20 protein-coding genes are annotated in these 24,299 nt (G+C 58.9%); 5 read left to right on the forward strand and 15 right to left on the reverse strand.

From position 1 onward, the window contains the following. Nucleotides 1–163 precede the first annotated feature (163 nt). From AC07TV_RS08790 to AC07TV_RS08800, 3 genes are read right to left on the reverse strand one after another with little or no spacing between them, the layout of a single operon-like run. Nucleotides 164–769 carry a cytochrome b/b6 domain-containing protein gene (locus AC07TV_RS08790; protein WP_494648015.1) on the reverse strand — a complete coding sequence of 202 codons (606 nt, stop codon included), beginning with the start codon at nt 767–769 and terminating at the stop codon, nt 164–166. Nucleotides 770–772: 3 nt separating this feature from the next. Continuing rightward, nucleotides 773–1,234, reverse strand: coding sequence for a diheme cytochrome c (locus AC07TV_RS08795; protein ID WP_494648016.1), 462 nt, complete (start codon nt 1,232–1,234; stop codon nt 773–775). A gap of 1 nt (nt 1,235) precedes the next feature. Beyond that, nucleotides 1,236–1,640, reverse strand: coding sequence for a DUF1924 domain-containing protein (locus tag AC07TV_RS08800; RefSeq protein ID WP_494648017.1), 405 nt, complete (start codon nt 1,638–1,640; stop codon nt 1,236–1,238). A 160-nt stretch (nt 1,641–1,800) separates the two neighbouring features. On the opposite strand from AC07TV_RS08800, the gene AC07TV_RS08805 reads away from it, so the two are divergent. Continuing rightward, nucleotides 1,801–2,094, forward strand: a complete 294-nt coding sequence (locus tag AC07TV_RS08805; RefSeq protein ID WP_494648018.1) for a hypothetical protein — start codon at nt 1,801–1,803, stop codon at nt 2,092–2,094. 82 nt (nt 2,095–2,176) lie between these two features. On the opposite strand, the gene AC07TV_RS08810 is transcribed toward AC07TV_RS08805, so the two are convergent. Next, complete coding sequence (locus tag AC07TV_RS08810) at nt 2,177–2,731, reverse strand: hypothetical protein (RefSeq protein WP_494648019.1); 555 nt, start codon at nt 2,729–2,731, stop codon at nt 2,177–2,179. 368 nt (nt 2,732–3,099) lie between these two features. Here AC07TV_RS08810 and AC07TV_RS08815 point away from each other — a divergent pair, with 368 nt between their 5' ends. The 3 genes from AC07TV_RS08815 to AC07TV_RS08825 all read left to right on the forward strand — a co-directional run bounded on the left by AC07TV_RS08815 (nt 3,100) and on the right by AC07TV_RS08825 (nt 10,362). After that, nucleotides 3,100–5,388: a sensor histidine kinase gene (locus AC07TV_RS08815; RefSeq protein WP_494648020.1), complete on the forward strand. Its 2,289-nt coding sequence runs from the start codon at nt 3,100–3,102 to the stop codon at nt 5,386–5,388. Next, nucleotides 5,385–6,020 carry a response regulator gene (locus AC07TV_RS08820; protein ID WP_494648021.1) on the forward strand — a complete coding sequence of 212 codons (636 nt, stop codon included), beginning with the start codon at nt 5,385–5,387 and terminating at the stop codon, nt 6,018–6,020. Before AC07TV_RS08815 ends, AC07TV_RS08820 begins: the two co-directional genes overlap by 4 nt. A gap of 112 nt (nt 6,021–6,132) precedes the next feature. Continuing rightward, complete coding sequence (locus AC07TV_RS08825) at nt 6,133–10,362, forward strand: PAS domain S-box protein (protein WP_494648022.1); 4,230 nt, start codon at nt 6,133–6,135, stop codon at nt 10,360–10,362. Nucleotides 10,363–10,398: 36 nt separating this feature from the next. On the opposite strand, the gene AC07TV_RS08830 is transcribed toward AC07TV_RS08825, so the two are convergent. The 4 genes from AC07TV_RS08830 to AC07TV_RS08845 are packed head-to-tail and all read right to left on the reverse strand — an operon-like array spanning nt 10,399 to nt 13,064. Continuing rightward, nucleotides 10,399–10,890 (reverse strand): TlpA family protein disulfide reductase, encoded by a 492-nt coding sequence (locus tag AC07TV_RS08830; protein ID WP_494648023.1) that lies wholly within the window; start codon nt 10,888–10,890, stop codon nt 10,399–10,401. After that, on the reverse strand, nt 10,887–11,714 hold the full coding sequence (locus tag AC07TV_RS08835; RefSeq protein ID WP_494648024.1) for an ABC transporter permease: 828 nt from the start codon (nt 11,712–11,714) through the stop codon (nt 10,887–10,889). The genes AC07TV_RS08830 and AC07TV_RS08835 overlap by 4 nt, the downstream gene beginning before the upstream one ends. Before the next feature lie 4 nt (nt 11,715–11,718). After that, nucleotides 11,719–12,210: a hypothetical protein gene (locus AC07TV_RS08840; RefSeq protein ID WP_494648025.1), complete on the reverse strand. Its 492-nt coding sequence runs from the start codon at nt 12,208–12,210 to the stop codon at nt 11,719–11,721. Between the two features lie 2 nt (nt 12,211–12,212). After that, on the reverse strand, nt 12,213–13,064 hold the full coding sequence (locus tag AC07TV_RS08845) for an ABC transporter ATP-binding protein (protein WP_494648026.1): 852 nt from the start codon (nt 13,062–13,064) through the stop codon (nt 12,213–12,215). A 201-nt stretch (nt 13,065–13,265) separates the two neighbouring features. Between AC07TV_RS08845 and AC07TV_RS08850 the strand changes: the two genes are divergently transcribed. Next, nucleotides 13,266–14,939: a methyl-accepting chemotaxis protein gene (locus AC07TV_RS08850; RefSeq protein ID WP_494648027.1), complete on the forward strand. Its 1,674-nt coding sequence runs from the start codon at nt 13,266–13,268 to the stop codon at nt 14,937–14,939. A gap of 42 nt (nt 14,940–14,981) precedes the next feature. Here AC07TV_RS08850 and AC07TV_RS08855 read toward each other — a convergent pair whose 3' ends face one another. From AC07TV_RS08855 to AC07TV_RS08885, 7 genes are all read right to left on the reverse strand, one after another. Further along, nucleotides 14,982–18,620, reverse strand: coding sequence for a PAS domain S-box protein (locus AC07TV_RS08855; RefSeq protein WP_494648028.1), 3,639 nt, complete (start codon nt 18,618–18,620; stop codon nt 14,982–14,984). A gap of 159 nt (nt 18,621–18,779) precedes the next feature. Further along, nucleotides 18,780–19,757: a NapH/MauN family ferredoxin-type protein gene (locus AC07TV_RS08860; RefSeq protein WP_494648029.1), complete on the reverse strand. Its 978-nt coding sequence runs from the start codon at nt 19,755–19,757 to the stop codon at nt 18,780–18,782. Continuing rightward, nucleotides 19,754–20,659, reverse strand: coding sequence for a 4Fe-4S dicluster domain-containing protein (locus tag AC07TV_RS08865; RefSeq protein WP_494648030.1), 906 nt, complete (start codon nt 20,657–20,659; stop codon nt 19,754–19,756). The genes AC07TV_RS08860 and AC07TV_RS08865 overlap by 4 nt, the downstream gene beginning before the upstream one ends. Beyond that, on the reverse strand, nt 20,656–22,014 hold the full coding sequence (gene nosD / locus AC07TV_RS08870) for a nitrous oxide reductase family maturation protein NosD (protein WP_494648031.1): 1,359 nt from the start codon (nt 22,012–22,014) through the stop codon (nt 20,656–20,658). The genes AC07TV_RS08865 and nosD overlap by 4 nt, the downstream gene beginning before the upstream one ends. A 5-nt stretch (nt 22,015–22,019) precedes the next feature. Beyond that, nucleotides 22,020–22,994, reverse strand: coding sequence for a hypothetical protein (locus AC07TV_RS08875; RefSeq protein ID WP_494648032.1), 975 nt, complete (start codon nt 22,992–22,994; stop codon nt 22,020–22,022). Nucleotides 22,995–23,084: 90 nt separating this feature from the next. Further along, nucleotides 23,085–23,813, reverse strand: coding sequence for a c-type cytochrome (locus AC07TV_RS08880; protein ID WP_494648033.1), 729 nt, complete (start codon nt 23,811–23,813; stop codon nt 23,085–23,087). A 113-nt stretch (nt 23,814–23,926) separates the two neighbouring features. Next, nucleotides 23,927–24,235, reverse strand: a complete 309-nt coding sequence (locus AC07TV_RS08885; RefSeq protein WP_494648034.1) for a c-type cytochrome — start codon at nt 24,233–24,235, stop codon at nt 23,927–23,929. Nucleotides 24,236–24,299: the final 64 nt, after the last annotated feature.

Raw genomic sequence — 24,299 nt, forward strand, 5'->3', positions numbered from 1 at the left:
AGTGGTCTGCTTCGTAATTGGCGAGCCAAGATGAAAGCGCCGGATTTGTGTTCATGGCTAGGCGCGAACCACAGCAATAGCAGACGCTATTGCGAGGATGAGCAACAACGCCAGGGGCACAAAGACAAGCTTTCATGGATCGATCAATTGCGAAGCAGATCACTTAGCTAGCCAGCCACCAGCTGGCAGCGGCAACCCAGACCAGCAGGAAGATCGCAGCCAGTGGCCGGGCCGACGGGATGGCTTCATCCGGAGAACCCTGTTTGTGGCCGGTAATCATGGCGCGGACGAGATTTTCGCCGTGCAGCAGGCTGCCCGATATGATGCCGGCAACGTGGATGAAGACGACAGTGAGCATCGTCGCGGCCAGACCTTCGTGCAGGTCTTCCAGCCATTCGCCGCCAAGCTCGTTGTACATCGCCCAGCCGACGACGCCGGTGGCGATGCCGAGGCCGAGCAGCAGCATGATGGCCCAGCCGCCGGCCGGGTTGTGGCCGGTGTGGTGGTCCGGTTCCAGCCTGATCAGGCTGCGCAGGTAATCGATGACGGAGGCCGGGCCGCGGACGAATTCAACGAAGCGGGCGTAGCGCGAGCCGATGAAACCCCAGGGCAGGCGAAACAGCGCGACGGCGATGACGACCGAGCCGGAAAAGGCATGCACGAGCCGCCAGGTTTCGCTTTCCGAGGTCAGCCAGGCGAGGATGAAGCCGCCGACCATGAGCCAGTGGCCGAGGCGAACCGGCCAGTCCCAGACAAGAATTTTTTTCATGATTTACTCGCGCAGTTCTCGAATGCTGATGTCGTGCTCGTTGTAGTTGCCCTTGGCGGCACCGGGGTGACAGGCTTCGCAGTTGGCCGCCGACTTGACGCGCGGATCGCGCCAGTACTTGGCCGGGATTTCGTCATGTTTGCCGATGAAGCGGGCGGTCTGGGTGATGCGCGGCGGATTGCCGGCGTTGCCCAGGCGGCTGGCGCTGCCGGCATTGCGCTCGAGAAAGGCGGTGATTTCTTGCTCGGTTTTCCGGTCGACCGTGGCATCACTGCCGAAATGGTCTCTCAGGCCGGCCATCAGCTTGCGCCAGTCGTTGGCCTGCAAGAGGGCTGGTTGGTAGGCGATGTGGCAACTGCTGCATTCGGACGTGAAGCTGGCCGGTGCGTTGGCCGGCATCGGCAGACGATCAGCCAGAGCCGGGAAGGCGCTGCCGAGCAGGGCTATCAGGAATAGGCGTTTCATTTCAGCGTACCTCGCTCAGGAAAGTGACGAAATCGGCCTTCTCGGCCGGCGTGCAGGCGCGGCCGACGACTTCCTTGCAGTTGCGGCCGAACCATTTTTCGACCTTGGCCGGGTCGCTCAGGCGGTCCGGGTTGGCGGCGACGGCCAGCGGCTTGATGGCTTTGCCGGTGACGGCATGCTGACCGGGGTTCAACGGGCTCTCGGTGTGGCAACTGGTGCACGCCGGCATCTTGTCGTTGATGGCAAAACGCTGGCGGAAGAAGGCGTCGCCGCGTTTGGCCGATGGCGTGAAGCCGTTCTGTTGGGCGCTGGCTTCGGCGACATAAATCTGACGAATCTGCGGCGGCGTCTCGGCGTGGCAGGCCAGGCTGGCGAGCAGCAGCGCTACGGCGGGAATGGCTCTCATCATCGTTCTCCTTTTTGTGTTGATGGAGAAGGAGTGTAGGGAGCGAGTCTTAATGGCGGCTTAGGCGAAACTTAAGCGGGGATTAACGCTAAGATTCAAGCGAAAAGGGGGCGCTTGCGCCCCGATCCGTTATTCAGGAATGCATCACTGGAAACACGCAATGAAACTTCAGGATCTGCCGATGGGCGCCCGTTTTGAATACGAGGGCGTTGTTTATTTCAAGACCGGTCCGCTGACGGCTTCTTCAGAAGCGGGCGGGCAGCGCATCATTCCCCGCCACGCCGTGCTCCGCTCGCTTGAGGCTCCCGCCACGGAAGGCAAGGGCCGGCTCGAAGGGGCGGTGGTGCGCAAGGCTTTCAACAACTTTTTCGAGACTTGCCAGCGGCTGGTTGGCGAAGCCGAACATGCTGAACTGGAACAGGCGCGTCAGCGTTTCCTGAAAGCGATTGATTAGCTGAATTCCACGGTCAACCGGGAAAAAGGCCAAAAAATGGAAGGCATCGGCCTTCCATTTTTGTTTCCGGTCGCTTGCTTGATCAGAAGTTGATGCCGACCTTGGCCATCAGCGCCCAGTTTTCGAAGCTGACATTGTCGCTCTCGCTGGTGTTCAGATAGCGCAGATCAAGGCCCGAATAATACAGGCCCTTGCGGTAGTTGGCGCCGACCACGGCGCCGTAGCCGAACAGGCTCTTGTCATTGCGGCCGTTGTCGGCCAGGACAACGCCGAGCACCGGGCCGGCGCCGACCGAGAAGCCGCTGCCGAGCGGCACGGTGTAGCGCGGTGACAGTTCGAATGAGGTCGCCTTCATGCCGGATTCGTCGGTGTGGTTGATCTGGATATGGGTACGGATACGGTTGTCCGGCGTCTGGATCAGGCCGCAGTTCATGTTGAAATCAAGACCGTAGACAAACATCGAGTCATCGTCGGTGGCCGAGGCACTCATGACGCCAGCGGTGACGGCGAGTGACGGCTCGGCTTTGAAACCCTTGTCGAGGCCGGGAAAGAACTTCAGGCCGTCGGCATGGCTGGCGGTGGTGCCGAGCGCGAGGCCGGCGACGAGGAGGGTGGATGCAAGGTGAGTGAATTTCATGATCTCTCCAGTTCTGTGGTGATTGTCGAGGGCAGCGGCGCAATGGCTGGGCTGCAGGCCGAGCGACTATATCCGGCGGTATTCGGATGGTCTGTGACCTAGGTCGCTTAGCCGCTTGTTTCTTGGTGTCGGGATTGATTTTCTTGTCTCGGCCGGGTGCCTTCGCTTCGGCCTCGCCGATGTGGCACCGCCTTTTCTCCTTCAAGCCGATCAATCGCAATATCAAGCTATGCTAGCCTCTGCATTTGAGACGAGCACAAACACACATTAGTGCTCCGAATTCAATAAATCCAGCCAAGCAAGTAGGTTAATTGACTGCTCAAAACCAGATCATATTTCGTGAATTCGGTGTCACCGACCGGCACCTTTTGGCTGCGCTCGAAGCGGCTGGCCTCGGTGTCTGGGTTTATGAACCTGCCACTGGCCGCGTTCTCTGGAGCGAGTATCTCCGCGCTCTGCTCGGCTACTCAGTTGCCGAAGCTCCGACTACCCTTGCTGCGTGGATGGACCTTGTCCAACCCGTTGATCGGCAGGCCGTACAAACCATGATAGCTGCCGCCGAGGTAGCCGATGCCGACCGCGCCGAGCATGAATTTCAGATGCGTCACAATGGCGGATTATGGTCTCGAGTCTGTTTGCGCCTCTGCCATGTCGAAGCCGAGAGTAGTGGCAGTCCACCGGTTGCAATCGGCACCGTTGCCAGGGTCGCCAATCGGCCCGCCTCTTCTTTCGGGGGGCACGCCGATGAGACTGGCAGCGCGGTCATCGCGCACGCCGCAATCACTGAACAAAAACTGGCCGAGCAGGCCTTGCGAAGTCAGCTACGGCTAACCAGCGAGATTATCGATTCGGCTCCCGGCGTCTTTTACCTGCTCGACGATGCCGGCCACGTCCTGCGCTGGAACAAGAATCTGGAGACAGTTACCGGCTACGACGGTGATGCCATATCCAGGATGGGGGCGCTGGCATTTTTTGAGCCGGGTATCCAGCCACTGGTCAGCAAGGCAATTGAAGAAACGCTGATCAAGGGTGAAAGCTTCCTTGATGCGCCTCTTCTTGCTCGCGACGGCAGGCGTATTCCGCATTATTTCTCAGGGCGAAGTATCGAACTCGATGACAAAGTCTGCATCATTGGCTTTGGTGTCGATGTCGCCGAACAGAAGCAGAGTGCTGTCGAACTTGAGCAGCACCGCAAGCACCTGCAGGAATTGGTCGCCGAGCGCACTGTGCTGCTAAAGCAAAACGATGCCCGCATGCGCTCGATCCTCCAGGCCTCTCCGCTTGGTATCGGTGTAGTCGTCGAGCGCCAGATACGGGAAGTCAATGAGGCGATGACCACAATTACCGGCTACTCAGCCGAGGAGTTGATCGGCCAATCGGCTCGCTTCCTCTATCCCTCGGATGCTGAGTTCATTCGCGTCGGAGAGGAAAAGTATGCCCAGATCAGATCGTGCGGACGGGGTGTCATAGAAACTGTTTGGCGCCAGAAAACAGGAGGCTTGCGGCATATATTACTGGCCTCGGCCTCGATCGATCCCGCCAATTCTGCGCTGGGAAGCAGCTTTACCGCTTTCGATATCACCGAACGGAAACTTGCCGAGCAAGCACTGGAAGCTAACGAGCGGTTTTTGCGCACCTTCACCGATGCGCTGCCCAGCATGGTGAGTCATTGGGACAAAACTTTGCATTGCTGCTTTGCCAATCGGGCCTATCTGGAGTGGTTCGGCAAGACGCCCGAGCAAATGCAGGGCAAATCGATCCGGGAGGTGATTGGGGAAAAGCTGTTCCTATTCCAAAAGGCGGATATTGACGCGGCAATCGGTGGGGAGCATCGGCGATTTGAGCGCACCCTGAAAAAGCCCTCGGGTGAAATCGGCCATCTCCTTGTCGAGTATATTCCGGAGCGTGCCGGCAATGAGATTGCCGGCTTTTACGCCGTGATTACTGACGTCACCATGGTCAAGCGTGCCGAGGCCAAGCTGGAAGAGTCGCAGCAGGCGCTGCGGCAAATCCTGATTCGCCAGGACCAGATTCGGGAGAATGAACGGAACCATCTCGCCCGCGAGCTGCATGATGAGTTGGGCCAATTGTTGACTGGCATGAATTTCATGGTGTCAGCCCTGCAACTCACCTCCGAGGTGACGACCAGCCAAGCCAACCAGATCGGACTGGAGCTTCAGGGCTATCTCGACGTGACTCAGACCGTGCTGCGCCGGATTACACGCGATCTGCATCCGGTTCAACTGGACCATGGTCTGCTCCCGGCCCTTGAGGTTCTGGCTACGGATTTCTACGGTCGTAGCGGTGTCGCCTGCCGCCTGACCTTGAGCGGACCGGATCCGCAACTCAATGGAGACCATGCGACATCGATCTTTCGGATTGTCCAGGAATCGCTCACCAATGTTGCCCGCCATGCCCATGCACAATCAGTTTCTGTGCACATCGTGTCGACAGCCGAGTCGCTGAATCTCAAAATACAAGATGACGGTCTGGGCTTTGACAGCGCTTTGCTCGGCGCCAACGACCAATCCTTTGGCCTGATGGGCATGCAGGAACGCACTGCCATGTTGGGCGCTTCTCTGAACGTCATTTCGGCGCCCGGCAAGGGAACCATTGTCGCAGTTGAGATACCAATTAAACGGAAAGCAACAACGTGAAGAAAATTCGCCTCTGGATTGCTGATGACCACCTGATTGTGCGCAAGGGGCTGGGGCATATCGTTGGAACCTGCCCGGAGTTTGTCGTCGCTGGAGAAAGTGAAGACGGCGCCGGCACTGTCCTCGCCGTCAGGAAAAAGAATTTTGACCTGCTCCTGCTCGATCTTTCCATGCCGGATGGCGGTATTGACTTGATCAGCCAGCTACGCAGTAGCCAGCCACTGCTGCCGATTCTGGTGCTTACCATGCACAGCGAACCGCATCTCGCTGCCCGGGCGATTCAGGCCGGCGCCACTGGTTTCGTGACCAAGGATGCGGGTGCCGAAATATTGCTGGTGGCCATTCGCACGGTTGCAGCAGGTGGGCGCTTTATGGATCCGCGCCTCACCAATGCCTTGCTTTTCGAGCGTCTTGATAGCAGCGAGCCCCTGCCGGAAATTCTTTCGCCGCGGGAAAGATCCATTCTGGAACATCTGGCGCGGGGCGCCAATATCAAGGAAATCGCCGCGCAGTTCGGGCGCAGCGCCAAGACAGTCAGCGTTCAGAAGAGCCGCCTGATGCGCAAGCTCGGTCTGGAGAACAACGTCGAGTTATTTGAATACGCCAAACGCCACGGGTTTGGTCTCTTGTGAAATCAGGCTAAGGAAATTGATGTACTTAGTCCATAAGTAATAGGTTACTTGAAATAAGGCAATGCTTACATTAGAGTAGGGATATTGTAACGAGTTGCAGGTTTTCAAAGCCATGCCTACCCACTGGCGATTCAAATTCAAAGGCGCCAGATCAGGGGTTGCCACAGCCGTTTTACGATATCTCCGCTATTTGCCGCTGACTATTGCCGGTCTCGCCCTGCTGGCCCTTGGCATACTCTACCAGCCGGCTGAGCGAGTGCTGACTGCAGGCATCATTGTTGTCACCAGCTTTGGTGTCCATTTCTGGCTGCATGGCAATGCGGCCTACCGGAGAGCGCTTTTTGGTGTCGACGCCTTGCCGCGCCAAGGCGAAGATCTGACCCTCGGCATCATCGAGTCGCTCGGTCATGCGGTGGTGGTCATTGATGCTGGCGGCACGATCTGCCATACCAACCGCGCCTGGCAGGACTTTGCCGTGGCCAACGGTGGCGACGAGGCAACCCGGAACGCTTGCGGTGTAAATTATCTGGCGGTATGCAGCCGAGCAGTGGATTTGGATGGTCAGGCGGCTGCAGTGCGCAGTGGCATAGAAGGCGTTCTGGACGGTAGCATCCCTTCCTACTCAGTGGAATATGCTTGCCATTCGCCAGTAGGGGAGCGTTGGTTCAACATGCTGGTGACGCCGCTGGCCAATGGCAATGGGGCGGTCATCAGCCATATCGATATTTCCGAGCGCAAGGCCACTGAAGCGGCGGTGGAGCGTGACCGGGAACAGCAGTCAGTGCTGCGCAGCCTGATCGAAACCACCGTCTCCGGGGCCTCCATGGAAGAGACGCTGCAACGCTGCCTTGATCAATTGCTGGCTATTCCCTGGCTTGCCGCACTACCTCAAGGCGGTATTCATCTGGCCGCCGAAGACAAGGCGGGGCTGGCGTTAAGCGTATCTCGCAATCTGCCGCCGGGGGTGCTTTCCCGATGTCATCATCTGCCGATTGATCGCTGTCTCTGTGGTCGCGCGGCGACCAGCCGAAAAGTGGTTTTCGCCGGGCATGTTGATGCCTGCCACGAAATTGCCTACAAAGATATTGCTGATCACGGCCACTATTGCCAGCCGCTACTGACAGCGGACGAAATGCTCGGCGTCCTCATGCTCTACCTCCCGGCCAGTAGTCAGCGCAATGGAGTCGCAGAAAAATTCCTCAGCGCTGCAGGCGGGGTTATTGCTGCCTATATCAAGCGCAAACGGACCGAGGAAGCTCTCGCCAAACTGTCACTGGCGGTCGAACAAAGCTCAAATGCCATCGTTATTACCAACACGGCGGCGGAAATCGAGTTTGTTAACGAGGCCTTCTGCAAAATTACCGGTTACCGCCCGGAAGAGGTTAAAGGGCGCAACCCCAGCCTGCTCAATTCGGGTCAGACTCCTCCGGAAACCTTTGCCGTTCTTTGGCAAACATTGAAGGCCGGAAAATCTTGGCGCGGCGAGGTGATCAACCGTTCCAAGAGCGGCAGCATTTTTACGGCTTACCAGACTATTTCCCCGCTGCGTCAAGGTGACGGCAATATCAGCCATTACGTCTCGCTTTTTGAAGACATCACTGAACGCAAACGCAGCTCGAACGAACTGGAACTCCATCGTCACCATCTTGAAGAACTCGTTTGCCAACGTACTGGAGAATTGGAAAAACTCAATCTGGCGCTCGTTGCCAAAGAAAAATTCATCCACACGATCACCGACAATGTCCCGGCGATGGTGAGTTACTGGGGTGCCGATTTGCGTTGCAGGTTTGCCAATGCCGCATATCTGGTCTGGTTCAACAAAAAGCCGGAGGAAATGCTTGGCATCACTGTGCAGGAGTTGCTCGGTGATGAGCTTTCGCGAAAAAGCGAACCGTTCCTGCAGGCGGCATTGCTGGGGCAACGTCAGGAGTTTGAACGCTCATCGACCAAAGTCGATGGTTCCATCGCTTACAACCTGGTGACCTACATCCCGGACGTTGTTGATGGTCAAGTGCAAGGCCTCTACTTGTTTGCTACCGACATCACGACGCTGAAAGAAACAGAACGGACTCTCGGCATCCGTACGGCTGATCTGGAGCGGGCTCAGGCTATTTCGCATCTCGGCAGTTGGCATCTGGATGCCACGCTCGGCAAACTCTCCTGGTCAAATGAGACTTATCGCATTTTCGGTATTCCCTGCGATGCCCCCATGACGCTCGCCAGTTTTATCGAATCGATTTATCCGGACGACAGAGAGCGAGTAATGCGCGTTTGGCAAGCGGCTCAAAGTAGCCCGCCTTACGATGTTGAACATCGCATTGTGGTCAATGGAGAAATCAAGTGGGTTCGTGAACGGGCTGAGCTACTCCTCGATGAAAACGGACAGCTGATCGCAGCTCATGGTGTCGTTCAGGACATCAATGAGCTTAAAAATGCAGAGCATGCCACCCTGCAGGCGTTGGCCGAAGCAAAACGTCTGGCGCTCGCCAAGAGCGAATTTCTCGCTAACATGAGCCATGAGATTCGGACACCGATGAATGCCGTGCTCGGTCTGGCGCAAACGGGCGTCCGCGATAACGTGGGGCGCAAGGCGCAAGTCAATTTTCAGCGCATTCTCGACTCGGGCAAACATCTGCTCAGCGTGGTCAACGACATTCTCGACTATTCAAAGATCGAGTCGGGAAAACTGACCGTTGAGCAGGTTACTTTCAAGCTTGGCGAAACGATTGACCGGGTTGTCGATCTCACCGCCGAGCGCGCTTACAGCAAGGGTTTGCTGTTCAGGGTGAGCGAAGATCCCGATCTGCCACTCGAGGTTTCGGGCGATCCCACGCGTTTGAATCAGGTACTGCTCAATCTTCTTTCGAATGCGATCAAATTTACCGAGCGGGGCATTGTCAGTCTTTCCGTCACGCGAGCCGGTGCAGACATCAGTTTTCAGGTCAGTGATAGCGGCATTGGCATGACCGAGGATCAGATTGACCGTCTATTTACGCCTTTTGAGCAGGCAGACCCATCAACCACGCGGCGCTTTGGGGGGACCGGCCTGGGTTTGGCAATCAGCGCCCGGCTGGTAGAGGCCATGGGCGGCAAGATGGTGGTTGAAAGTCGTCCCGGCGTCGGTTCGTCGTTCGAGTTGCAACTGCCGATTGCCGTATTGGATAGTCCCGAGGCAATCCTCTCCAAGCGCTACTCACGGGTTCGTCAGGTAGGACTCAGCAGCGTGGAATGCGGCTGGCTGGCGGATGATCTCGAGAAGTATGGGATCACTGTTGAAAAAGCTGAGGTTTCGGGGGCGTTTTCCTTGCCATTGCCGGAGCTGCTCTTGTTCAGCGAGGAGGAACTGGAAAAGCACTGCGTGACCCCGCCACCTGGGTCGCTGCGCCCCATCGTACTGACCACGCCAGGAACACAGACCGAACGCCCATGCGCGCTAAGTGACCACGCTTTTACTATCCAGCGGCCGTTGCGCCTGCGTCATCTGCTCGGTGAGTTTGAACAAAGCCAGTCAGGGCATGGCGATTTTTCATCGGTGGCACGCCTGATCGGAGTCAGCATCCTGGCCGCGGATGATTACGAACTGAATCGAATTGTCCTTGAGGAAATTCTGAGTAACGAGGGCGCCCGGACGACGTTTGTGGTCAACGGCCGCGAGGCGGTCGATCAGGTAATAGACCATCCGTGTGCATTTGATCTGGTGCTGATGGATGTTCAAATGCCGCTCATGGATGGTCATGAGGCTACGCGGCGAATTCATGAAATAGCGCCGACGCTGCCGGTCATCGGTCTCACCGCCCATGCCCTTGGCGAAGAGCGTGACAAGTGTCTCGCTGCCGGCATGGTCGAGCACATCACCAAGCCGATCGACATCGACCATCTGGTCGCTGCGATTCTCCAGCAGCTCGGAAAAAAAGTGGTGCCTGTCGGTGTCGACCGTGGCAATCAGACGCTACCCGCCATCAGCGAAAGCGCCACCACCGTAATCAACTGGCCGGCGCTTGCCGCACGCTTCAACCATCGCCAGGCATTTATCGAAAAACTGTTGGCAACCGTCAAGCAATCGCTGGCCGAGATACCTACCAAATTACGTGATGCAGTCAATCGGGAGGATTTCCAGGCACTGGCTTTCATGACGCATACGCTGAAAGGGACGAGCGGTAACATTCGCGCCGATGCACTCTATCAACTGGCCAAGCAAGCGGACGATAGTGCCCGTCATGGTCGTCCCGAGGCATTGACCCTGGCAATGGAAGCGGCAGATGCCCTCGAGGAAATCCTACGCACCCTGAATGATGAGAACATGCCGGGCGAACTCGCGTCGCAACTGAAATGCAACGAATAAATATCCGGCTCGCCTCTTGTTCTGGGCGGATGGGGCCTATTTTTTGAGCAGCGCTTCCTGTGCTGCATCCAGATCAACCTTCCGGATCAAACCCATTTTTTTCTGGGTCACGTTGCCGTTGCGGTCGATGAACAGCGTGTAGGGCAGGCCGCCCTTGGTGTTGCCGAGCGCCTGCATGAGCGGGATGCCTTTTTCCTTGGCAATGAAGACCGGGTAATCCATCTCGTAAGCCTTGGCGAAGTCCCTGGCCGGTTCGGCCTTGTCCTCGATGCCGATGCCCAGGACCTCGATCTTGCCCTTGTTGGTGGCGCGGAACTTGATCAGCTCGGGGATTTCAGCCCGGCAGGGGCCGCACCAGCGAGCCCAGAAATTGACGACGAGGGGCTTGCCCCTGTAGCGCTCAAGGGCCACCGGCTTGTCGTCGAGATCGTTGAGCGTGGCGGCGAAGAGAGGAATGGATGAAATTTCCTCTGCTACGGTCAACCCGGAAAAAAGGCCAAAAATGAAAAGTGCAAACAGCTTCTTCAAGGCAGGTCACCACGGCGGAAGATGAAGTAGCCGATGGTAGCACTGAGGATACCGAGCGTCGCCGGGTAGGCCAGCGCGAAAACCTTGTAGCCGGCCGTGCCGAACAGGTCGAGGATGACGTAGGCAGAGGGGCCGAGGACAATCAGTTGTGGATCAAATAGCGCCAGCGCAGCGGTGCGGAAGACCTGCAGCGGGTTGGCCAGGGCCAGCGTGACGGCGAGTTCCGGCGCCACCTTGCCCTGGATCATGACGCCGAGCAGGATGAGGTCGAGGAAGAGCAGCAGGAAGAGCCAGACCATGAAGGCGGCACCCTGCGCCATGTCGGTGGTGCGCGCGATGGCCGAGATGAGCATGCCGATGCCCAGGAAGCAGGCGGCCATGACGGCGAGCAGGGCAGTGTAGTAGCCGAACATGTCCCACGGCACCTCGATGCCCTGGATGGTCGCCCAGATGACGGCGCCGAGCATGGCCAGGAAAACCGGTGCGAAGACGACGATGTAGCGGCCGACGATCTTGCCCCAGAACCAGGCCGACAGGGACACCGGCAGCGACAGCAGGTATTCGAAGACGCCGGCCTCACGGTCGCCAGCCACCGAACGCACCGTGGTGATCAGCACGAAAATGGGCAGGATGGCCATGGTCAACTGGATATAGGTGACGAGCAGGCGGGACAGGCCAATGAAGCCGAGAACGCGCGATTCGGTCAGGCCGAAGAGGAATAGCAGGGCAACGATGCCGCCGAAGACCAGGGTGTAGATCTGGAACCAGCGGGCGCGCAGGGATTCGACGATATCGAGTTTGGCGGTCAGCCACAGTTGTTTCATGTGCTTATTTACCTTTGGCCAGCGTGTGCCGGCGCATGTCGGTGAAATCAAGGCTGCCCGGCATCGGCATCGATACGGCAGCGAAGTTGTAGCCCATCGGCGAGGTCTTGGTGATGAAATGGGCGCGCTTGGGGTCGAGCCAGGTCATCTCCTCGCGGCTCTTGCTGCTGAAGTCGGCCACCCACATGCGGGTGTCGGCATCGGCCATCCACGGGTATTTGTCGGCCTTTTCCTTGAGCCAGAAGGCGAGGCAGCCGGGGTCATCGAACTTGAAAACGGTGTTGTTCGGGCCGCCGCGCATCTCGGCAGCAAAGCGGCGGTCGGAAATGACCATGCTGCAGCGCACGCAGGTGTCGCGGTCCCACTTGATCTCGGCCATGCCGTCCGGCCAGCCACCCTTGCTGCTGCAGCCTGAAAGGGCAGCGGCAAGCGGTGTCAGGAGCAGGCCCCCGATACCCAAACGGCCGATAAACCCACGCCGATGCTGGTCGCACATGTTCAGCTCTCGGACAGCGACAGGTCGCTGACCAGTGCCGTGTAACGGGAAATGATGCCGAGAAAGCGCAGGCGATCGGGGCCGGCGATTTCGCCTTCCCAGATGCGATTGTCGTCGCGGCTGGCGAATTTCCAGCCGTCGAGCGCCTTGGCGAAGGCCGGCTCAAAGCGGCTCAAGACAATGCGGCAGGCCAGTTTGGCGGTCAGCGTCACGGCATCGGCCACCTTGTCGTCGAGGACAACCTTGCCCATGTCCATTTCAATTACGCGATTGACCAGCGCCGAGACTTCGTCGAGGCGGTGGCTCGAAATGATCATCGTCGCGTCGTCGAGGCGTTCGGCCAGCAGGTCGAAGAAAATCTTGCGCGCTTCCGGGTCGAGGTTGGCGGCCGGTTCGTCCATGACCAGCACCCTGGCTTCGCGGCCGAGGGCGATGGCGATCAACAGCTTTTGCTTCATGCCGCCCGAGAGGCGCACGAACTGGCGGGAGAGGATTTCATCGACGTTGAGACCAAGGCGCCTGGCGATGGCGTGGATGCGTTGCGGATCGGTGCCGCATAGCGAAGCCGAAAAATTGATCAACTGGCCGACCGGCATCTTTAGGGGCGGCGGCAGTTGCGGCACGAAACCGATACTGCCCAGCACTTCGGTGCGGTTGCTGCGCGGATCGAGGCCGTTGATGGCAACGCTGCCGTCGTGCGTGTATTCGCCAAGCAGGCAGCGGATCAGCGTGGTCTTGCCGGCGCCATTCGAGCCGATCAGCGCGACGCGCTCGCCGATGCCGATGTCGAGGCTGATGCCGTCGAGCACCCGGGCTTTGCGGAAGGTCTTGGCAATGTTCTTGAACTGGATCATGTCGCCGATTATAGGTAGGGCAAGGAAATCGTCTTTGAACCTGAATCAAAAAAACGCGTAGCGGCTGACCGAGGAACGAAGGAGCGACGAAGGCAGCACGAAAATTGAATATTAGCCATTGATCGTATTATTACTTTTGTCGTAATTGTGTGGTTCGAGTGCCTCTGCTATGGTTGAGCAAATTCCGAAAAGTTCAAAAATATGAAAAACAATCAGCCGGTGTTTGATCGTGAATACCCCATCCGTCCGGAGTGCAGCATCATCAGCCGGACCGATCAGAGAGGCATCATCACCTACGTCAATGATGATTTCGTCGAAGCCGCCGGCTTTTGCCGCGAAGAGCTGATCGGTCAGCCCCACAACATCGTTCGCCATCCGGATATGCCATCCGAGGCATTTCGCGACATGTGGGCCACGCTCGAGCGGGGAAAGCCCTGGGGCGGGATTGTCAAGAACCGGCGCCAGGACGGCAGTTTCTACTGGGTCAAGGCGATGGCCACGCCGTTGTCTTCTGGCGGTTACATGTCGGTACGGACCACGGCGAGCGCAGCCGAGATTCGCGCCGCGCGCGCCCTCTACGAGCAAATGAATCGCGATTCGACCTTGCTGCTCGAGCAGGGGAGTGTTCGGGGCGGCCTGTTCAAACGGCTGTTCCGGCGGCTCAACGACATCGATCTGAGCAAGCGGTTGTGGCTGTCGACGCTGGCTTCCATTGTCATTGTCTGCCTGAGTCTCGGATTAGGCCTGCAGGTTGTCGCAGCCGTGCCGGTCTCGACCCTGACACCGGAGATCGCCGGGCGGATTGCCGGCTTGCATCAGGCGATGCTGATCATTGGCGGGCTGACGCTGCTCGCCTGGCCGCCGCTGGCCTGGGTGATCATTCGCGAATTCAACCGACCGATCCGCTCGGCCATTGATGCCGCCCGTCGCATGGCGGCCATGGATCTCAGTCAGCCGGTTCCCGTGCATGGCGATGATGAAGTCGGCCAGTTGCTGGCGCAGCTTGCCATCATGCGCAATCATTTCCAGGAAATGGCGGCGATGCTCCGCCAGAGCACGGCCAAGCTCGACACGATGGCCCGGCGTCTCGCCGATTCCAGCCAGGCGTCGGCCAGTGCGGCATCCGATCAGGCGGAAGTGGCTACCAACATGGCCGCTTCGGTTGAGGAATTATCGGTATCGATCGACCATGTCACCGAGTTTTCCACCGAGGCGGATACGCTCTCTCGCGCCTCGGGCTGTGCCTCGCGCGAGGGTGGCGGCGTCATCCAGCGTGCCGCCAACGAAATGACCCACATTGCCGATACGGTAAACGGCTCGGCGACGGCCATTCGCGAACTGGAAAGCTATACGGTCGAGATCTCGACCATCGTCAACGTCATCAAGGAAATCGCCGACCAGACCAACTTGCTGGCCCTCAATGCGGCCATTGAAGCGGCTCGCGCCGGCGAGCAGGGGCGCGGTTTTGCCGTGGTCGCCGATGAAGTACGCAAGCTGGCAGAGCGTACCGCATCGTCGACCAAGGAAATCGCCGGCATGATCCAAAAAGTGCAGGCCAGCTCGCAGCACGCTGTTGCCGAAATGGAAAACAGTGTCGAGCAGGTCCAGTCCGGTGTCGACCTGGCGCATCAGGCCGAGCAGTCGATTGGAACGATTCAGGTCAGTTCGGGGCAGGTTGCCGAAGCGGTCAATGAAATCTCCCTGGCGATCCGTGAGCAGAGTACCGCTGCCCGCGAGATTGCCCAGAATGTCGAACGCGTCGCCCAGATGACCGAACAGGGATCACATGCCAGTCAGGCGGCAGCTTCGCTGGCCGGTGAGGTCAATGAGCTGTCCGGCGAGTTGCGGCGGCTGGCTGAAACGTTCAAGATCTGACGGGCATGTATTCCACGGTCAACCGGAAATAACGGCCAAAATTCAAATCGACCTGGACAGCCATTTGAACAGGGCGGCAAACAGCTGTTCGGGATCAACCGGCTTCCCGATATGGTCGTTCATTCCGGCAGCCAGGCATTTTTCCCGGTCGCCGGTGAAGGCATTCGCCGTCAGGGCCACAATCGGAACTGCTTCCCGGCCCGGCAGCGTGCGGATGATCTGTGATGCTTCGATGCCATTCATTTTCGGCATTTGCAGGTCGAGCAGGATCAGGTCGTAATCAATGCTTCTCGCCAGCTCAACGGCCTCGACACCATCCTCGGCCAGATCGACGACAAGGCCGGCTGATTCAAGCAATTCGCGCGAGACTTCCTGATTGATCGGCTCGTCTTCGGTGAGCAGGATGCGCGCCCCGGCGTAGCGGGCTTTCAGCATTTCTTCGGTGAGGTTGGCCGAGGCAAGCCTGACCGGTTCAATGTCGGTCGTCGACTTTTTCAGCCTGGCTGTGAACCAGAAGGTACTGCCTGAGCCGGGTTCGCTGTCGACGCCGATGTTGCCGCCCATCATCGCCGCCAGGCGCTTGCTGATGGCCAGCCCGAGTCCGGTGCCGCCATATTTGCGGGTCATCGAATTGTCCGATTGCTCGAAAGCCTGAAATAGCCGGCTCTGATCGTCGGCCGATATGCCGATGCCGGTGTCGGACACGGCGCAGCGAATGGTGATGTCATCGGCAGTCTCTTCGTCGGCCGAGACATCAAGGCTGACCGAGCCCTTGTTGGTGAATTTGATGGCGTTGCTGGCCAGATTGAGCAAAATCTGACCCAGGCGCAGGGGGTCTCCGTTTAGCCGCTGACGGGCGAGGTCGGGCGTGATGTCGATGCTGAAGGTGAGTCCTTTTGCCATGGCGGCCGGGAGGACCAGATTGCTGAGGTTTTCGAGCGGTGTCGCCAAGGAAAAATTGATGGCATCCAGACTCAGCCGGTCGGCTTCGATCTTGGAAATATCGAGGATGTCATTGATGACGTGCAGCAGATGGTGAGAGGCCTGGGTAACTTTGGCGAGCTGGTCGCGCAACTTTGCATCGGTGGCGTTTCTCAATGCCAGACCGGTCATGCCCATGATGGCGTTCATCGGCGTTCGCAATTCGTGGCTCATGTTGGCGAGAAAGGTACTCTTGGCACGGCTGGCCGCTTCGGCCGCCTCCTTGGCAATCGACAGGGCGGCAGTGCGCTGCTCGACGAGTTCTTCGAGGTGATCGCGGTGGCGCCTGAGCTCCGCCTCGGTGTTCTTGCGTTCGGTGATTTCCCGGGTGATGCCGTGATAGCCGATGATCGTTCCGTTAACGTCACGCTCGGGCTTGGAAAGCACTTCACCCCAGACTACCCGGCCGTCCTTGCAGCGATGCTCGACTTCAAAACTGATCGAGCCAAACGGCGTGCCCATCCGCTCCGCCTGCAATCGCTTGTGCATGATTGCCTGTGCCTTGGCGACCCCTTGCGACGTGAATGTCTCGAAAACGTGATGACCAATAACTTCATCGGCCCGAAAACCGCGTACCCGCTCGTCGGACGGACTGATGTAGGTGAAAATGAAGTTGCGGTCGGTTTTCCAGACGACATCCTGTACATCCTCGGTGAGCAGCCGGTAGTGGGCTTCACTGCGCTGCAATCTTTCCTCGGCCAGGTTTTTCTCGAGTGCAATGCTGGCCAGACGGGCGCATTGCTCGATGAGGTAGATGTCGTGTTTGGCCGGCGTGTGTGGCTGGCGGTGGTAGATGGCGAAGGTGCCGAGCACCCGGCCATCCGAGGCGAGAATGGGTTGCGACCAGCAGGCACCGAGTCCGGCCCTGGCGGCCAGTTCCTTGAAGAGAGCCCAGTAGGGGTGTGTCGCAATATCCTCGACGACGACCCGCTGGCCGGTGAAGGCGGACGTGCCGCAGGAGCCGACTCCCATGCCGATGGCAACGCCTTCGAGGGCCTTGTTGTAGAAATCGGGGAGGCTGGGTGCGATGCTCTTCTCGATGTGCGTTCCTTCACCGTCGAGCAGGATGATGCTGCACAGCATCGCTGGATATAGTTGCTCTGCTCCGCGCACGAGGGCTTCAAGCACATCGGAGAGCGGTTCTCCGCCAGCCAGAAGCTCCAGAACATGGGTGCGGAACTGGTCGTGGCGTTCGGCGCGTTTCGTTTCGCTGATGTCGATGAAGGTGCAAATGACCTGACGCAGGCTGCCATCTGCCGCCAGATCCGGCTGGGCACTCAGCAATAGCCAGGCACGGTCCTGGCTGGTCGGGCGATAAATGCCCATCACGACGTTTTCGACTGGCAGGCCTGTGGCGATGGCCTGCGGTACCGGATGCTCTGGACCGGGGAAGGGCGAGCCGTCTTCGTGAACGACGTTCCAGTCCGGATCGAAGCTGGTCTTGCCGAGTAAATGGCTTTCTTCAAGCCCGAGTAGTTCAAGGGCAATCCGGTTGCACTGGAGGATTTCGGAAGTGGGGGACTGGATCAGGACACCGACCTGAAGATCGGCCACCAGGCGGCGATAGTTTTCCCGGCTTTCCTGCAGGGCGGCTTCGCGCTCAATCAGGCTTTCGAGTAGACGATTGAAGCCGCCGATCAACTCGCCGATCTCATCCTGACGGTCCACCGGCAATAGCTGGGGCGGTTCACTCTTATTGGTTAGCGTGGCCAGTGTTTCGGTCGCCGCAATCATTGGCGCGAACTGTCGCCGCAGCATCCACGCCGTCATCCACCAGACCAGAGCGCCGGCCAGCAGGGTGAGCAGGCCGGTGGCGAGCAGGATCCGCTGGCGCATGGCGGTGATCGAGGCAAAGGCTGCTTCGGTGGGGAGCGCGGAGACGATGAACCAGCCGGCCACCGGAATGCCTCTGGCAGCGGTCAGCTCCTCAATGCCACGGGAGTTGACGGCAATGCCATAGCCTTCATAGCCCTGCACATATTTGTCATGCATCTTGTTGACGCCGGCTGGCGGCGCTGGCTGCATGATGCGGCTCTTGTCGGTGGCGGTGACAATCAACTGGTGTTGCGGAGCGATGACCAGATAGCCTCCGCTCTTGCTGAAGCGGCTTTCAGTGACCCGGTCGAGAAAATTCGCCTTGCCGAGGTTGATCGCGCCGACAAGTGCGCCGATGATTTGGGCCTTGTCATCACGGATTGGCACCGCCATGCCGATGGCTGGCGTCTTCAATACCCGGCCGAGAACCGGGCGACCGATGGTCGATTTGCCCTCTTTGACTGCGCCGTGCATGTAATCCCGGTCGGCGTAACTGATCCCGATTCGGTCGTTGGAAAATGGCGCGGCAGCGATCGCTATGCCGTCTACTCCTGTGGCATGGACGCCGGTGTTGAACATGAGTTGAAGAATCGGGCGCTGCTCGAGAAAAGTCTGCAGAGTGGCGGTGTTCTTCAGCATGCCCGGCGTAATTTCAGAAGCGATTTTCTCCAGTGCCTTCAAACGCTCTTCCAGCTCGGAGTTCACTTGTGCGGCAACCAGGGACACCGTAGCGAACTGCTGTTCGCCCAGTTGGTGTTGCATGTCTTCGCGCAGCATCCGGCTGGCGTAGAAGGCCAGCGACCAAATCCCGATCAGAAAGACAGCCAGCGTGAAGAGGGTCAGTCTGGTCTTGAGCGAGGTCATCTGAAAGAGGTTCAAGCTCATGGATAGGCCTTCGGTTGGTGAAAGTGAGTTCAGATACTTTTCTAAACTTTATCACTTTTGGCATCCCTTTTGATGGAGACGCAAGGCAATGCTACCCTGATTTTTCTGGCTGAGCCGAAATGTTCAATCCTACGGTCAACCGGAAAAAACGGCCAAAATTCAAGCCAGTTTGGACAGGCCCTTGACCTCGAACGACAGCGAGCCGGTCGGGCAGACATCGACACACAATCCGCAGCGCGTGCAGTCGGGACCAATGGGCACTTCGGTCTCGACGGCGCGGCCCTTGATCACCGTATCGAGGACGTGCGGCACGAGGCACACCTTGCGGCAGTCGCCTTCGTGGAAGCAACCATCGAGCTTGTAGATGATGCGGACGGGCGAGACGATGCCGACGACGCCGTAAGTCAGGCCAATCGGGCAGGCATAGCGGCACCAGGCGCGGCGCGAAAAAAAGACTTCGAAGAAGAGCAGGGCGAGCACCCAGAGCAGGGCCAGACCGGGGCCATAGATCAGGGCGCGGGAGAGGATGCCGGTTGGCGAAATGGCTTCGAAGACGGTATAGCCGGTGGCCAGCGCAAGTAGCGCGAAGATGGCCCAGAACACGGTGCGCAGGCGGCGGTCCATGTTCTGGTCGGTGACCAGCTTTTTGCTGACCAAGAAAAGATGGATTTTCTCGGCCCATTCGGCCAGCAGATGGTAGGGGCAAACCCACGAGCAGAAAGTGCGGCCGCCGAGCAGCGCCCACAGCACGAGTACTGTGCCGGTGCCGATCAGCAGGTTGTTGATGATGTGCTTGTGGGCGAGCATGACCTGCAGCGCCGAGTTGAGATCGATCAGGTGGAAGCCGACAAAGCGCGAGGCAGTCAGCGCGCCTTCAAGTATCTGAATGTCGAGGAAGAAGGACAGCGTGAACAGCAGGTTGGCGAAAATCAGCGTCGCCCAGCGGCGGTTGCGCCACTTGTGGCTTGGCGTGGCATGGGCCCGGGCATGAACTTTTTCGGCGATGAGGTCGCGGTTGCCCTTCTTGTAAAAGTGAATTTGCTGGGCGGCCGGGCTGATTTCCTTCGGCTTGGTCGGCTCGGCGCCGAACAGGACCTTGATCTGATCAAAAAACCGCCGTTTGAGGAGCGCGCTCATATTTTCCAGACCTCGCCGGCTTCGATGGTGATGGCGGTGGGTTCGACCGGGCAGACCATTTCGCAGACGCCGCAGCCGACACAGGGTTCATGAACGACCGGCGATTTGCGTTTGCTGCCATCCGGCGCGAATACTGTTTCGATGGAAATGGCGCCCTTGACCGGGCATTCGCGAACGCAGAGGTCGCATTCGGCGACATCGTAGGGGTGGCTGCTGACCTTGACCGGTTTCCAGCGGTCGACCGTCATGTAGCGCAGTTGGCCCTTGAAGTCGGGGCCCCGCGTCTGGCCCTTGAAACCCTTGCCCTGGACGGCCAGGCAGGCTTCCGGGCGGGTCAGGCGGGCAACGCCGATGCGCTCGTGCATGTTGAGCGTCGGCTCCGGATCGTTTTCCTTGGCGATCAGGATCGGCTTGGCAGCCAGCGCGGCGCCCGGGCGAACCGGCAGGAAATCCGGCTTGTGGTAAGTCAGTGAGCCGGTCGGGCAGGCCAGGATGCACTGCACGGCGTCGCACGAGAAATCGCAGGCCTGGGCGCGCGGGTCGATGTAGGGCGTGCCGACGCCCATGCCGTCGACGAGGTCGGCCAGCTTGATGGCCGAAACCGGGCAGACCTGGACGCACTGGCCGCACTTGATGCAGCTGCCGAGAAAGTCCTTCTCGTCTAGCGCGCCGGGCGGGCGCAGGCGTCTCTTCTGGGCATAGACGAGGGGCAGGAAGCCGGACAGCGCGGCGCCGAGGACGCCGCCAGTGAGCAGGATGGTACGCAGCACACGGCGCCGGTTGGTCTGCCGCTTGGCGATCGAGACCGCCGGTTTGCCGTTGCCGGCCGGTGGCCGCGGCGAGGTGCTGTTGCTCTCGGTGCCGCTGTTGTCGCTACCGACTTCGTCGTCGATCTCGCTCATGATTGTGCCGTTCTTTCAGGTTTGACGAAGCGCGGTTTTTCGTCGCGCAAGATCAGGTCCGGCGTGGAGAAGGGGGCCAGGCGTTCAAGAAAGTCGAGCAGCTCCATGACCGGCGAGCTGCGGAAAAAACGGGCGATGGGCAGTTCCATCCAGATCTGGTCGGCGTAGGCATATAGCTCGTGGGTCTTGTCGCCAACGCCATCGCCGTTGCGGTCGAAGCCCTGGTAGTCATCCCAGTAGTTGCCGCTCCAGACATTCTTCGGGCTATTGTTGTTGTCGCCATGGCCGCCGTAGGCAACCTGGGTCAGGTTGCCTTCGAAGATGTTGTCGATGATGTTGTTGCCGCCGGTTTCGCTGTTGAACAGGATGCCAACGCCGTTGTAGGCGAAGCGGTTGCCGCGGATCTCGATGGTGCTGTCGGGCTGGAAGGGCGAGAGGTCGGAGCCGATGCCGACGCCGCAGTAAATGATCTCGTTGTTCTCGATGATCGTCCCCGAGGCTTCCTTGAAACCGATACCCATGCCGGTGGCGCCGGTGGCGTGCGAGATGACGTTGTTGCGCACGACGCCGCCTTCGGTATACATGAAGTACACGCCAACTGCGTTGTCGTAGAACTCGTTGCGCTCGACGACGTTATCGTTGGCGAACATGAAGTGGATTGAGTAGCGGCTGCGCTTGCCGAGGTTGTCGCGGAAGACGTTCTTGTTCGAGTACCAGGCGACCATGTCCCGCGAATCGATGATCTTGTTCTTCTCGATCAGGTTGTCGTTGCTGTACCACAGGCGCAGGCCGTCGCCGCGGACGCCGAGTTCGCGGTCCTTGGAGCGGATGCTGTTGCCGCGGATGGTGTTGTTGTTCGATTGCTTGAGGTCGAGGCCGAACAGGCAGTTGTCGAGCTCAAGGTTCTCGATGGTGTTGTGGTTGCCGCGAACATCGAGGCAGGAGTCGTCGGTATCGTGCGAATCACCGGAACCGGTCAGGTGGATGCCGCGAATCGTGGAGTCGCTGGCGTCGAGCACCATCACCGTGCCGCGGTCGCCGGAATCAATCGTCACCTGGCCGCCGCCGTCGATGGTCAGCGGCTTGTTGATGGTCACCGGGCCCGAGTAGCTGCCAGGTGGCGGTTTGAGCAGCGAGCCGGCGGGCGCCTTGTCGATTAGATCCTGGAAGGGCTTGAGACCATGCACGCGCTTGTCGCGCTCATGCAGCATGAAGGTCGGCTTCGGGCGGTCGACATTGGCGCGGGCGCCCATGCCGGCCGGCACGTCGGCCTGCGGCTCGGTATTGCCGGTGGTCAGGACCAGCAGGAGCGTGGTGGCCAGGCTCAGCCTGGCCAGTTGGTTCAGGCGGCTCACGTGGATTACTCGGCCGTTCCTTCGCGCAACTGTTTGCGCCGGATGAGAAGGGCCAGCATCATGCAGATGAAAATGGCGACGAGCAGGCCATAGCCCCAGTACGGATAGGAGAAGGTCGAGAACTGGGCGACCTTGCCTTCGCCAAAAACGGTGGGCATGAAGGGCTTGACCGTGAAGGCGCCCCACGGGTGCATGTTGTGGCCGAAGAACCACAACCAGCCCGCGTAGGTTATGACAAAGAAGAGCGGGAGCAGGGCCGGGACCAGGGCCAACAACAACTGGAACGGTTTGATCTTGGCGGTGCCGGCAATCACCACGGCCATCACTGCGATGAGGCCGAAGATGACGATCTTCGATATGTTGCGGACGTTGTCACCCCAGACGTTGATGCGGTCCATGTCCTTGAAGAAGGTGCCGGATTCCTGCATGTAGGCCTGGACATGGCTTTCGAGGTGGCCGAGCATGAACTGGTCGACCAGCATCCAGGCGGCGACGGCGGCGAAGCCGGCGCTCAATATCAAAATTTGCGGTTTTTTCCGGTTGACCGTGAAAGCCAGCATCATCACGGCAAAGAAACCGAAAAAGAACTTGGCCAGCGGCTTTTCAACCGGCGCGCCGGTGGCGATCGGGAACATGCCGACGTAGTGGTTGATGGTGTTCATTTCATGGACGCAGTCGAGGCCTTCGGCACCCTTGTCGACATTTTTCGCGGCATCGGTCACCGGGTTGTAGCGTTCGTCGTCGTGTGAGAGGTCTTTCTGGATGATTTCGCCGGCCATGCGGGTGCCTTTTCCGGCCGCCTTGCAACCGTTGTAGACACCGTCGAAATGAAAATGGATGCGAATGCCATCAGGAAAGGCATCGGGCGGGTAATTCGGGGCGGTCAGGGAAACCCACCAGATTGGCGCAAAGTAGGCGGCAACCAGGCAGATCAGGGAAATCAGGGTCAGGCCACCAACAATCTTGTTTTGTTTTTCCATTGTGCTGTTCTCTATCGTGTTGCGCCCGGCTTGGGGTCGGGTGGGGGGCTGCCCGTCGATGACGGGCAGCGGTACTACAGCAGAACTGTGTTACTTCTTCTTGCCGCCGGCTTTCGGCTTGCACATGTTGCCCGGCATCACCAGGCTGGACTGATAGGCCGAAATCGCCACCAGTTGGTCATTGGTGTAGGGCTTGATGACCTTGACCATGTCCGGGTTGGCATTGCGGCGATGGCCGTCGCGAATCTCGGTCATCTGGCGCAGCAGGTACTTGTAGTGCTGGCCGGCGATCACTGGGTAGAACTTGTCCTTGACGCCTTCTCCGTTCTTGCCATGGCATTCCAGGCACTGCTTTTCATACAGTTCCTTGCCCTTGGCGACCTGCATGGCGGCGTCGACCCCTTCGTACTTCCCGTGCTCAATCGGGATGCAGAGGCCTTCGATATAGGCCGAAACGTCAGCCAATTCCTGTGGGTCGGTCAAGGTTGCGGCGAACGGGTACATCGTCGGGTTGTCGCGCAGGCCGGCGCGAATATCGGCCATCTGCTTGATCAGGACGGTTGTATGCTGACCAGCCAGTTGCGGGAAGGTGCCGTCCGGGCGACCTGCGCCGGAGGGCAGGTGGCATGCGCCGCAGACCTCGTAGGCCTCCTCGCCCCGTTTTTTGTCGCCCTTGAGTTTCAGGGCTTCAATCTTTTCGCCTTCCTGGGCATTCCATTTGTAATCCTTGGACTCGATACCGCCTTTGTGCGGGGCTGGCGGACCGGCGAAAGCGACGCCTGCGCTGAGCAGGCAGATCAGCAAAAGTGATGATTTCATGTTTTGGTGTCCTTTTATGGCAGGTTGTTCGGAGCGTTGCAGGCATTGTCGATCTGCCTATATCAGCGTTCCTTGATGTGGGTCATAAGCCCGGAAAGCCGGGCTTTCCCACGTTATTTCAGCTTGGCAAGGTACTCGGCGATAGCCTTGATTTCCTCATCATTGACCAAGTGCATGACCCCCTTCATTGCAGCAGTTTGTCCGTTGTTGCGGGCACCGCTCTTGATATCCTTCATTTGCTGCTCGGCGTAGGCAGCGTTCTGCCCGGCCAGCTTCGGATAGTTCGGCATCAACGGTTTGTCGGCTTTGGCGCCGTGGCAGGCGTTGCAGGTCTTTTCAGCAAAGAGCTTGGCGCCATCGGGTGCGGCCAAGGCTGGCGAGGCGACGATTGCCGCAGCGATCAAAGTCATTACAAATTTCATGGTTATTCCCTCCTGAATGTGAAACGGGGAACAGATTGGCTCTGTCCCCCGCTAATTGCCTTAA

It is taken from the genome of Azonexus sp. GW821-FHT04F04 (assembly GCF_059420025.1).